We start from the raw sequence: 12,288 nt of genomic DNA, 5'->3' as shown, positions 1-12,288 counted from the left end.
ATGTCAGTGTATTGAATAAGTCACCTCTATTTCTATCACAGGTAACTGATTACATAACAAAACCTTTTTCTTGTATCTTATTTATTATTTTCTTATAGTAAATGTCTTTTTCAGTCTTCATAATTTTATAATAAACCACTTTACTTGAGTGACTATCAACGAAGACCATTACACTAAAATCATATTAGAAGATGTGGTGTCAATAATAATATTTAAATGTTTTTTCAGGTGGATTTAATAAATTTCTAGAAACTTTCTCTAAATATCTTTGAATAGTTTTTGGGGAGAAAAGATATTTGTTTGCTAATTGTTGTTGTGTTTGTTTTCCAACAGAATAAGTAAACTAAGTTTTTTCTGGATTTGGTATTTTGAGCATTTTATTCATATTTCAAAAAGAAGATTTAAAATCTTATACTACAAGGCTTTAAGCTTATTTTTATCAGCTATTTTATCCTATATGCTGACCGTGGTGACATAATAGTTTCAGAAAATGCGTAGTAGCAGGGGAGAGTAAGCGTGTTTTGGTGTAAATACAATTAATTCCCCGAATAAATTGTCGATCAGTTACTTTAATTTCTTTCATTAAATTGAGTGCCAGTTCATTGGCAACTGCCTGTCTCGAAATAAAAGAGATACCTAAATTCTGAATCACACACTGCTTTATTCCTTCCAAATTATTAATTTCCAAAATACGTAATTGTTGTCTCTGTTCTTGGCTGAGCTGGTGAAACAGAAATTTACTAGTTTGAGATTGAAGTGGTTTAATCACTAAAATTTCTTGTAATGCTTGCTCAAAACAGACACCAGTCTTTTGGGTAAAGGGGTGTTCACAAGAGGCGACAAGAATAAGTTCATCAGTCAAAATCTTTTCAACATGATATTCAAGGGGATCAAACATCACTTGATCAGACATAATAAGAAATTCAACTTCATGATTTTCCAGTCGCTGTATCAATTGATGAGAGGGTAAAATATCCATTCGAATCTCTACCTGCGGTGCTATTTTTTTATAATCTGCGATCAGTTGAGGTAAAAGATAAGCTCCGACAAAATGACTGGCACCAAAAGTAATTTTTCCGTAATGCGGGTCGTTAAATTGTTGAATATGTTCCTGAGCGGTTTCCAGAATTTGTAACATTTTTAAGGCATATTGCCGGAAAATTTTTCCTTGTTCGGTTAAATATAAACGTTGATTGATCCGTTCAAATAATACTGTGTTCAAGGATTGTTCCAGATTTTTTATTTTTATACTAACAGCCGGTTGGGTACAAAAAAGGCGTTGTGCCGTTTCGGTGACATTTAAACATTCGGATAACACCACAAAAGCACGTATTTGGGTAAGATTCATTCGATAGCCTATAAAATTTATTTATGATTTTTATATCATAATACAATTATTCATATAGCTGCAAATTCCTATAATAGCTAAAAAATCAATCAATAATGAGGAAATCTTATGTCTACCATTCAAAGGAAAGAAGGTATCTTAAAAAAAGTGGGCATTCCCCTTGCTATCGTTGCACTATTCGGGCTTATGTTCATGCCTACTCCCGAAGGATTAACCTTAGAAGGGCAAAAGGCTATCGCTATTTTTTGTAGTGCTTTAATTTTATGGGTATGTGGCTCTTTGCCAATTTATTTAACATCGATGTTGGTCATTATTCTCCTTCCTGTGACTCAAACCGTTGCAAAAGAGAAGGTGGTTTTTGCTACACTGGGTTATGATGTGATCTGGTTAATGGTTTCAGCATTTGTGCTGACTTCAGCAATGATTAAATCTGATATTGCGAGGCGTCTCGCATTGTGGATGATTACTTATTTTGGGCAATCCCCCAAAAAAGCTCTCTTTGTGCTGATCATTATCAATTTTGTGTTGGTGTTCTTTGTTCCTTCCACTACAGCACGTGCTACCTTAATGGTACCAATTTGTATGATTCTGCTTGAAATTTACAAAGCTGTTCCGGGAGAAAGTGCTTTTGGTAAATTGATGATGCTACAAGGCGTACAAGCGGATGCCATTGCCACCTCGGGAGTGATGACCGGTACTGCCGCCAATATTATTGCAGTGGGCTTTATTAATTCACAAACCGGTGCGGATATAGGTTATCTGGATTGGTTAGTCGCATCACTTCCTACCGCCTTGATCAGTATGTTTATGGCTTATCTTATCGGTTTTAAATTGTTCTCCATTAAGAAAGAACAACATTTTCAGGAAGCATTGGGAAGATTGAAAATAGAATACCAAAAGCTAGGGCGTTTAAGTTTAGAAGAAAAGAAAGCGATTACAATCTTTTTATTCGCGGTGTTTTTATGGGCAAGTGAGAATTACCACCTAACTTGGTTTGGCTTTAAGATTAGCGTATATATGACGGCAGTGATCAGTGCGGTACTTTGTTTATTACCCAAAGTAGGTTTATTGAAATGGGAAGAGGCCAAAATCAAGTGGGATTTAATGCTGTTTGCCGCAGGAGCTTATGCGGCAGGTAATACATTGGAATCAACCAAAGGATCACAATGGATTATGGGAAAAGTAGTCGAGGGTTTAAATCTTGAAAGTTTGCCTACCCATTGGGTATATGTTGTGGTCATTTTTGTTTGTATGTATAGCCATTTAATTTTTACCAGTAAAACAGTACGTACGACAATTCTGATTCCCTCCATTATTGCTTTAGCCAAAACCTTAAGTATGGATCCTGTGACATTGGCATTGGCTGCATCCTTTACTCTGACATATACCGTCACTCTTCCCCCGCATTCCAAAGTGAACACCATTTATTTTGCAACGGGATATTTCAGTGTTATCGATCAAATGAAATATGGGCTGATCACCTGTTTAATTAGCGCCACAATTATTTCCATATCAATCTTTACTTGGTTTCAATTATTAGGTTACGGTTTATAAAAGAAGGTATAAATATGAGATTAATGTTATTACGCCACGGCGAAACTTTATGGAATATTGAGAAACGCTTACAAGGGCATTGTAATTCTCCACTATCGCAAAGAGGCATACGTCAAGCACAAGCAATTAAACCTCTTATTCAACAATTGTCCCCCCAATTAGTGGTTTGTTCTGATTTAGGAAGAACAGTAAAAACAGCAGAACTTATCGGATATACTGAAGCCGTACGAGACCCTCAGTTGCGTGAGCTTAATATGGGGAAATGGTCGGGATTAAAGAAAAGTGATTTGATTCAACATCAGGCGGATTTGTATCGGGATTGGCGTAATGGTGACTATACACCGGAAGATGGGGAAAATTGGCATGATTTTTGTCAACGTATTAAGCAAAGTTTACTGAGATGGGCAGAGCAATCTTCCGGTGACATTTTGGCTGTTGTTCATAGTGGTGTCATTCGTGCGGCTTGTCATAGCCTTATTGGTTTATCCGCTGCTCATTTGCTACCGGCAACTCAGGGTACACTCACGATTTTTAATATTAAACCCCATTCTCCGATCAAATTAGAAGCTTATAATCTAGGAGGAATGCCTCCAGATTTAGATGTCGCAGATTGACATTGTTGTTACCTTTGGTAAAAAAGACAGAGCAAGATCGCACTTTTAGAAAAATTATGATCTAATAGCCTCCTATTTTTCAAACTTAGGATGCATAATAACATTTTCTAAAATTTTTGAAGGACTAGAAGGCCTTTGTTGTGATATTGGTACCGGCTAAACCGAGTGAGTCATTAATGATGAAACTGGCAAATCAGGCTGGGGTGAGTGGATAACGGGTTAGATTTAGAAACGGGGCTATCGAAGAAACCGAAAAAATAACTTATAAATCATCGAGGTGATTGATTCGCGCCTTCGGAGCCGTAGGTAAAGCCAACGTTCAAAATCCGTTGGATTTTTTGACCGCACTTTTAGGCTAACAGTTTAAAAGTGCGGTCGTTTTTTTGTTCCTTTACAATTAGAAGACGACGACTGAATGGTGAAGAAAATTTCGTTTAAAACTGATGTTATCAAGCTTTAACATGAATAGAGTTAACTCAAAAGTAAAGGAGGGGGTAATTGAACATTTAAGAAATAGATCTAACTGAGAAAAATCTATCGTTGATGGAAATCTTGACTATGCGAATCCCAAACTATTTAAGGGGAACGAGTGAAAATACGAAGCGTTGGGGAGTTGGTTGTTTATGAGTAAGCTAAAGAGAGCGATTAAATTTTTGGAACTGGTAATGTAATATATGTTCATGGGATGGTTAACAAGCTTTATAATAGACACCGCAAATTTTAACTTAATGTGAGGAATCTATGTTTAAACAACTCCAACAAATCGGTAAAGCCTTTATGCTGCCGATCGCTATTTTACCTGCCGCCGGTCTGTTACTTGGTATTGGTGGCGCACTATCCAATAAAGCCACACTGCAAGCCTATCCGGTACTGGATAATTCGTTGCTGCAAGGTATTTTCCAAATTATGTCTTCTGCGGGTTCGGTCGTATTTGCGAATTTGGCATTGTTTCTCTGTATCGGTTTAGGTATTGGTTTGGCAAAACGGGATAAAGGCGTTGCCGCACTTGCAGCAGTAGTCGGTTATTTAATTATGAGCGGGACGATTTCAGCCTTAATTCCTCTCTTTTCTCCTGAGGTAAAAAGTATTGATACCGGTGTGATCGGATCATTAGTTATGGGTTTGGTAACAGTAAAACTACATAATCGTTACCATAATATCCAATTACCGCAAATCTTGGGCTTTTTTGGCGGCTCTCGATTTGTGCCGATCGTTACGGCATTTGCGGCGATTTTTATCGGCGCAGTTTTCTTTTTAATTTGGCCGACCTTTCAAGGCTGGCTGGTCTCTGCCGGTAAAGGCATCGCTTCAATGGATGAGATCGGAACATTTTTCTACGGTTTTCTTATGCGGTTAAGTGGCGCAGTGGGATTACACCATATGATCTATCCGCTATTTTGGTACACCGAATTAGGCGGGACGGAAATCGTAAATGGAGAAACCATCATTGGGGCACAAAAAATTTTCTTTGCTCAATTAGCCGATCCTAATCATCAAGGTTTATTCACCGAAGGTACGCGTTTTTTTGCCGGTCGTTTTGATACCATGATGTTTGGTTTGCCGGCTGCTTGCTTAGCGATGTATCATTGCGTGCCAAAATCCCGTCGGGCAAAAGTTGGCGGATTGTTTTTAGGCGCGGCGTTAACCTCATTTATCACAGGCATTACTGAACCTATCGAGTTTATGTTCTTATTCGTTGCACCTTGGCTTTATGTATTTCATGCATTTTTAGACGGTGTTTCTTTTTATATTGCCGATTTACTCAATATTTCCATTGGGAATACTTTTTCCGGCGGACTTATTGATTTCTTACTCTTCGGTATTTTACAAGGCAATGAGAATACGCATTGGATTCGTGTGGTTTTAGTTGGTATTCCTTGGGCGTTACTCTATTATTTCTCATTTCGTTTGTTAATTACCCGATTCAATGTGATGACACCGGGAAGAGCAGCGGAAGCAGAGGAAAGTGCGGAATTACAAACGACTTCTCTCACTGAAAATGCCCACTATGTTATTGCGGGTCTTGGTGGGGCGGAAAATATTGAAAATGTGGATGCCTGTATTACCCGTTTGCGAGTATCGGTTAAAGATGTGAAATTAGTCGATAAAGCACGTTTAAAATCCCTTGGTGCTATTGATGTGTTGGAAGTCGGAGGAGGGATTCAAGCCGTTTTCGGCGCGAAAGCGGTATTATATAAAAGCGAAGTAAATCAGATTTTAGGAAAAGAAGATTAGATAATCGGTATCCTCCCCATGTTTTGGGGAGGATGTTTTTCGTTAAAAATCTACTTTTGCACAAAAAGTCATAGGTTCACCGGTGATAGGGTGGGTAATGCTTAATGATTCCGCATGTAAACAAAGGCGTGATGACATACTTTTTGCTTGTGGATGAGCATAGAATTTATCCCCTAAAATTGGATGACCGAGCGCCAGCATATGCAGGCGTAATTGGTGGGAACGCCCGGTAATCGGCGTAAGTTTTACACGAGTGCTGTTATTGGGTAAACGTGCTAAAACATCAAATTTTGTGACCGCTCTTTTGCCGAGGACAAAATCTAAACGTTGGCGCGGGCGGTTTTCCCAATCGCAAATCATCGGGAAATCTATCTCGCCACGGTCTTGTACAAGGTGTCCCCAGACTAAGGCTTGGTAATATTTTTTCGGCTCGCGCTCGCGGAATTGGCGTTTGAGTTCCTTATCCGCCGCTTTACTCAAGGCAAACAAAATAATGCCGCTAGTTGCCATATCAAGACGGTGTGCCGGTTCGCAGAAACCAAATTTTTCCTTCACCCGGCTCATCGCACTGTCGTAATATTGCGGTTGATTGCCCGGTACGGAAAGGAGTCCGCTCGGTTTATTGACCACGCAAATATAGTTATCTTGATAAACAATGTCTAAATAAGGTTCCATTGGAGGACGATATTCAATCAGTGCCATAGTTATTCCTTATTGGTGACGATAACTCGAAGACTATCCAATCGCCACGTTGCTTTTGCCAATGTTTCTAAAGATTGAGTACGCTGTGCCTCTAAAATATCAATTTCACTTTGGCGAATATTTTTATTCACCATTTGTAAGGCTTGTAATCGATTAATTTCCACACTCAAGGTTTGATTTGCCAATTGTTGCGCGTGGTTAATATAAGTTTGGGCAAGAGGTTGGACTTTTTTTTCACCTAGGGAAAATAATTGTTCCAAAGTCGGGCGTACCATTTTGATCATTTTATTTGCCACATCTTTACCAAGCGGTTTCAATTTGCTGTGCAGATTTTCAAATTCAACCTGTTCGGCAATATTATTGCCTTTGTTATCAAGCAATAATCGGATCGACGTAGGCGGTAGGAAACGATTGAGCTGCAATCCTTTCGGCGATTGTGATTCCACCACATAAATTAATTCTAACAACAGCGTGCCGGTAGGTAATTGTTTGTTAGTCAGTAATGCCATTGCTGTTTTTCCAATATCACCCGAGGCGATAAGATCAATACCTTGGCGAATCATTGGATGATCCCAAGTTAAAAATTCCAATTCTTCACGGGCAAGGGCAAGATTGCGATCAAAGGTGATCGTCACGCCTTCTTCTTTTAAACCCGGGAAATCCGGCACAAGCATTGTACCGGTAGGGCTGATCACAATGCTGTTTTCGCCAAGATCCTCTTGTTCTACCCCAATAATATCAAACAAATTCAGGGCAAAATTGACTAATTCCACCTCGTTATCTTGTGCGGCGATAGCATTGGCTAACCGCTTTGCTTGTTCTCCGCCGTTGGAGTTGAGTTCTAATAGACGGTCACGCCCTTGTTCCAACTCTGTTTTGAGTTTTTCACGTGCTTGTTTTGTATCTGCAATGAGAGTGTTCAAGTCTGAAAGTGCGGTTAAATTTGACCGCACTTTTTGCAGTGCTTCTGCAAACTGTTCAAATAATGCCATTCCCATCGGCGTGGTTTGTTCAAAGGCATTTAATCCTTCGTGATACCAGCGAGCCAGCACATAATCTGCGGATTCTTTCACACAAGGCAGGTAGATTTGCACATCATTTTGCTGACCGATGCGATCTAAACGTCCGATACATTGTTCAAGTAAATCGGGGTTTTGCGGCAAATCAAACAATATTAAGGTGTCCGCAAACTGAAAATTTCTCCCCTCTGAGCCAATACCTGAACTGAGCAATGCCTGTGCGCCATTTTCCGTATCGGCAAAATAGGCGGCGGCACGGTCTCGTTCGATAATTGACATTTTTTCGTGGAAAACAGTAGCTCGAATCCCTTCTTTCTCACGTAAATGCTGTTCAAGGCGAATAGCGGTTAGCGCACTTTGACAAATAACAAAGACTTTTTTATTACGTTGTGTTTTTAAGAAGTCCAATAGCCATTGTGTTTTTATGAGGTCAATTTTTGCCGTATTTTCTGCGGTTAAGGTGATGGGGTGATAAATACGTTGCGGGAATCCCTTCACGCCTTGACGTGTATTACGGAATAACACACGACTTGTGCCATGACGATCAATCAAGTTTTGGATTAAGGTTTGGCGTGCTGATTGTTCTTCTTCATTAGAATTATTAATGTCTTGAAAAAGTTGCGCTGTATTTTGTTCTCCCAGCAATTGAGAAATATGATTTTTTTCGACCGCACTTAGTGGTTTATCTTCCAGTAAAGATTGCACCGCTTGCGCCACCGGTTGGTAATTTTGTTGTTCTTTTTGAAAAGTGGCATAATCAAAAAAACGTTCGGGATCGAGTAAGCGTAGGCGGGCAAAATGGCTTTCTTGTCCTAATTGTTCCGGTGTGGCAGTCAATAGTAAAACGGAAGGAATGGCGTTTGCCAATTGTTCAACACACAAATAAGCCTGACTTGGGGCGTTTTCAGTCCAAACCAAATGATGGGCTTCATCCACAATTAGGCAGTCAAAACCGGCTGACAAGATTTGTTCCGTACGTTTAGGGGAATTTGCCAGCCAATCTAATGCACAAATAATCAGTGATTCCGAGCTAAAAGGATTCTCGCCACTGATCGCAAAATCCTCGCAACGTTCTTCATCAAATAATGAAAAGTGCAAATTAAAACGGCGCAACATCTCAACCAGCCATTGATGTTGCAAGGTTTCGGGAACAACAATCAAGACACGCCGTACTTTTTCGGCAAAAAGTTGATTTTGCAAAATCATACCTGCTTCAATGGTTTTACCTAAGCCCACTTCATCGGCGAGCAATACGCACGGATTCACACGATTTCCTACTTCCGAGGCAATGTGCAACTGGTGGGGAATTAAGCCGGCACGTACCCCGCGCAAACCGCGTAAAGGCGATTGAAATTGGGCTTGTTGATGTTTTAGCGTGCGATAACGCAAAGCAAAATGATGGCTACGATCTAATTGTGCGGAAAAGAGCCGATCTTTTGCCGAACTAAAGGAAATAAGCGGAGAAATATCACCTTCTTGAACGATGACTTGTTCGCCTAGCGGATTTTCTACCAAATAAAAATTCAGGCCGTTCAGGGGTTGAATATCGACAATAGTGCCTTGCCAACCGTCCTTATGGTTTAACGTTTCGCCTTTGGTAAATTGAATGCGGGTAAGTGGCGCTTGGGCGATAGAATAAATGCGTGTTTCGTCGGAAGCGGGGAAATGCAAACTCACGGTACGGGCGTCAAAAGCGGTGACGATGCCTAATCCAAGATTATTTTCACTTTCGCTTAACCAACGCTGACCAAGGGCAAAAGGTGTCATACAATTCTCTATTTTTTATTCATTAAAATTCGGGCGGCTATTGTAGCCCGATTAAAAGGGAAAGCAATGAAAACCGTGAGCTTAATCACAATTGCCATGATTACCAAGATTCTACGCTTTACTTTACTAAAGTGCGGTGTGAAAATGGCATAGTTTTTCATTGTTATGGAGTAAAAAAATGGATTGGTCCGAACGTCTTAAACGTGAGTTTTTATCCGGTTGGAAACCTTTTGAAGTAGTCTGGTTGGTGGTATTTATCACTGCACAAATTTGGGCGTATGTGCAAGCACCGGATACATGGTTGGCAATGATTTCCGGTATTTCAGGTATTTTATGCGTGGTATTGGTGAGTAAAGGGAAAATCAGTAACTATTTCTTCGGCTTGATTTTTGCTTATACCTATTTTTATGTAGCATGGGGGCAAAATCTCTTAGGGGAAATGAACACCGTGCTTTATGTCTATTTGCCAGCACAGTACATCGGCTATTTTATGTGGAAAAACAATATGCAAAATGACCATGGCGGTGAAAGCGTGGTGGCAAAATCGCTTACCCTGCGAGGTTGGATTGCCCTTATGCTTTTTATCGGCATTGGCACACTTTTATTTGTGCAAGCCTTGAAGGCGGCAGGCGGGAGTTCAACCGATTTAGACGGTTTAACCACCATTATCGTGGTGGCGGCACAGTTACTGATGATTTTGCGTTATCGTGAACAGTGGCTATTATGGATTGTCCTTAATATTCTTTCTATTAAGTTATGGGCGGAAACACCGGCGATGTATTTAATGTATAGTGCCTATTTGTTGAACTCGCTTTATGGTTATTACAACTGGACGAAATTGACAAAACAAACGCAAAATTGACCGCACTTTTCACAGAAAGGCGAACCGTAGAGTTCGCTTTTTTGTTAAAACTTCAAATAAAAATCCTTTGTTAGTGCAATAAATTCGTCCGTATAGCGGTTTTTCTCATTGTAGATCATGATTTGATTGTGCTCTAATTCTTGCGGTTGTTTGGCAAAAGTGATTAACATTCTTTGCGGTGATTTTCCGATTTTTGTAATGACTTCCGTTTGTTTGACACAATAAAGTGCGGTCAGTTTTTCGAGCGTTTTTGCCGCCTCATAGGGTAACACAAAACTGATTTTGCCCTTTTCCGATAAACGTTCAGCCGCCCACGTCAGCCAGTCCGAATGAGTTTGTTTGGTATAACGGGCTAACTCTCTTTCTTTGTTTTTACATTCCACGCCTTGTTCAAAATAGGGCGGGTTGGCAACAATGAGATCAAAGGTTTCTTTCGTATCGGATAAAAAATGTTGAACATCTCCCCGAATCAAATTGATACGTGCTTTCCAAGGTGAAAGCGTAATATTTTCTTGTGCTTGTTGTGCTGCAGCAGGATCTAATTCTACAGCATAAATTTGACTATCTTCCTTTGTGCGTTGTGCAAGCATTAATGCCAGCAAGCCCGTTCCGCTCCCCATATCAAGTATATTTTTACAATGATTCACATCCGCCCACGCACCCAGCAAAATGCCGTCTGTGCCTACTTTCATCGCACAATGTTGTTGATTAATGTGAAATTGTTTAAAGGTAAAACTACTCATAAATATTGCTTAAATTGACCGCACTTTCCTGTTTATTTTTAGGCGTTTCGAGGCTTTTCAGGTATAATTTGCGCCAATTTTAACAAAGAACCGTACAATAATGAATTTTCCCCAATTTGAGCAATTTGATCTTTCCTCTGAGCTCTTAAAAGCGCTTGAGAAAAAAGGCTACAAGCGTCCAACTGCGATCCAAATGGAAGCCATTCCTGCTGCGATGGAAGAGCGTGATGTGCTAGGCTCGGCACCGACCGGCACGGGCAAAACCGTTGCTTTTTTACTACCGGCATTGCAACATCTGCTTGATTATCCACGTCGTAAGCCCGGCCCGCCACGTATTCTTGTATTAACACCAACCCGTGAGCTGGCAATGCAAGTGGCGCAACAAGCGGAAGAATTGGCACAATTTACCCATTTAAATATTGCCACCATCACCGGTGGTGTGGCATATCAAAACCATGGCGAGGTGTTTAACACCAATCAAGATTTGGTGGTGGCGACACCGGGGCGCTTATTGCAATACATTCAAGAAGAAAATTTTGATTGCCGTTCAGTGGAAATATTAATTTTTGATGAAGCGGACAGAATGTTGCAAATGGGCTTTGGACAGGATGCGGAAAAAATTGCGGCGGAAACCCGTTGGCGTAAACAAACGTTATTATTTTCAGCAACTTTAGAGGGCGAATTATTGGTCGATTTTGCCGAACGTTTGCTTAATGATCCTGTACAAGTGGATGCCGAACCAAGCCGCCGCGAACGTAAAAAAATCAATCAATGGTATTACCACGCCGATAGCTATGAACACAAAGTGAAATTATTGGCTCGTTTTATTGAAACAGAAAAAGTAAGCCGAGGCATTATTTTTGTGCGTCGCCGTGAAAATGCCCGAGAACTTTCCGAAACCTTGCGTAAACGGGGTATTCGTTCCGCTTACTTGGAAGGTGAAATGGCACAAACCCAACGTAACAATGCCATTGATAAATTGAAATCAGATGTGGTCACGGTGTTAGTGGCAACCGATGTAGCGGCTCGTGGTATTGATATTGATGATGTTAGCCATGTGATGAATTTTGACTTGCCATATAGTGCGGATACTTACCTACATCGTATTGGGCGTACCGCTCGAGCGGGTAAAAAAGGGACGGCGGTATCTTTTGTGGAAGCACACGATTATAAATTGCTCGGTAAAATCAAGCGTTACACGGAGGAAATTCTAAAAGCCCGTGTTTTAGCAGGCTTAGAACCTCGCACCAAACCACCGAAAGACGGCGAAATTAAATCGGTGAGTAAAAAACAAAAAGCCCGTATCAAAACAAAACGGGAAGAAAAGAAAAAAACAGAGGCGAAGAAAAAAGTGAAGCTACGTCACAAGGATACGAAAAATATTGGGAAGCGGAGAAAGGCGAGTTTAATGAAGGAAAGTTAAGGTTAAAGTTAAAGTGGAATT

Annotated in this window: 9 protein-coding genes; 5 read left to right on the top strand and 4 right to left on the bottom strand. The window is 40.4% G+C overall.

Annotated elements, in window-relative coordinates:
- Positions 1–448: 448 nt before the first annotated feature.
- Positions 449–1,348 (bottom strand): LysR family transcriptional regulator, encoded by a 900-nt coding sequence (locus BKL51_RS07110; RefSeq protein ID WP_077466027.1) that lies wholly within the window; start codon positions 1,346–1,348, stop codon positions 449–451.
- 108 nt (positions 1,349–1,456) lie between these two features.
- Here BKL51_RS07110 and BKL51_RS07105 point away from each other — a divergent pair, with 108 nt between their 5' ends.
- The 3 genes from BKL51_RS07105 (at position 1,457) to BKL51_RS07095 (ending at position 5,751) form a co-directional block, all read left to right on the top strand.
- Positions 1,457–2,902 (top strand): DASS family sodium-coupled anion symporter, encoded by a 1,446-nt coding sequence (locus BKL51_RS07105; RefSeq protein WP_077466026.1) that lies wholly within the window; start codon positions 1,457–1,459, stop codon positions 2,900–2,902.
- Between the two features lie 14 nt (positions 2,903–2,916).
- On the top strand, positions 2,917–3,516 hold the full coding sequence (locus BKL51_RS07100) for a histidine phosphatase family protein (protein WP_077466025.1): 600 nt from the start codon (positions 2,917–2,919) through the stop codon (positions 3,514–3,516).
- A gap of 741 nt (positions 3,517–4,257) precedes the next feature.
- On the top strand, positions 4,258–5,751 hold the full coding sequence (locus tag BKL51_RS07095) for a PTS transporter subunit EIIC (protein ID WP_077466024.1): 1,494 nt from the start codon (positions 4,258–4,260) through the stop codon (positions 5,749–5,751).
- A gap of 42 nt (positions 5,752–5,793) precedes the next feature.
- Here the strand turns inward: BKL51_RS07095 and rluA are convergent, their stop codons facing one another.
- Together rluA and rapA are read right to left on the bottom strand one after the other, a co-directional pair.
- Positions 5,794–6,453, bottom strand: coding sequence for a bifunctional tRNA pseudouridine(32) synthase/23S rRNA pseudouridine(746) synthase RluA (rluA, locus tag BKL51_RS07090; RefSeq protein ID WP_077466023.1), 660 nt, complete (start codon positions 6,451–6,453; stop codon positions 5,794–5,796).
- A 2-nt stretch (positions 6,454–6,455) separates the two neighbouring features.
- Positions 6,456–9,239, bottom strand: a complete 2,784-nt coding sequence (rapA, locus tag BKL51_RS07085) for an RNA polymerase-associated protein RapA (RefSeq protein WP_077466022.1) — start codon at positions 9,237–9,239, stop codon at positions 6,456–6,458.
- 178 nt (positions 9,240–9,417) lie between these two features.
- Here rapA and pnuC point away from each other — a divergent pair, with 178 nt between their 5' ends.
- Positions 9,418–10,101 (top strand): nicotinamide riboside transporter PnuC, encoded by a 684-nt coding sequence (gene pnuC / locus BKL51_RS07080; protein WP_077466021.1) that lies wholly within the window; start codon positions 9,418–9,420, stop codon positions 10,099–10,101.
- Between the two features lie 44 nt (positions 10,102–10,145).
- Here pnuC and BKL51_RS07075 read toward each other — a convergent pair whose 3' ends face one another.
- Entirely contained in the window at positions 10,146–10,844 is a 699-nt protein-coding gene (locus BKL51_RS07075) for a tRNA1(Val) (adenine(37)-N6)-methyltransferase (protein ID WP_077466020.1), read from the bottom strand.
- A 100-nt stretch (positions 10,845–10,944) separates the two neighbouring features.
- Here BKL51_RS07075 and srmB point away from each other — a divergent pair, with 100 nt between their 5' ends.
- Positions 10,945–12,267, top strand: coding sequence for an ATP-dependent RNA helicase SrmB (srmB, locus tag BKL51_RS07070; RefSeq protein ID WP_077466019.1), 1,323 nt, complete (start codon positions 10,945–10,947; stop codon positions 12,265–12,267).
- The last annotated feature ends 21 nt before the right edge of the window (positions 12,268–12,288 follow it).

Source organism: Rodentibacter sp. Ppn85 (assembly GCF_001999335.1).
In the GTDB taxonomy this organism is placed as follows: domain Bacteria; phylum Pseudomonadota; class Gammaproteobacteria; order Enterobacterales; family Pasteurellaceae; genus Rodentibacter.
Note: the sequence above shows the minus strand (reverse complement) of the source record. Positions and strands in the feature narration are given on the sequence as shown.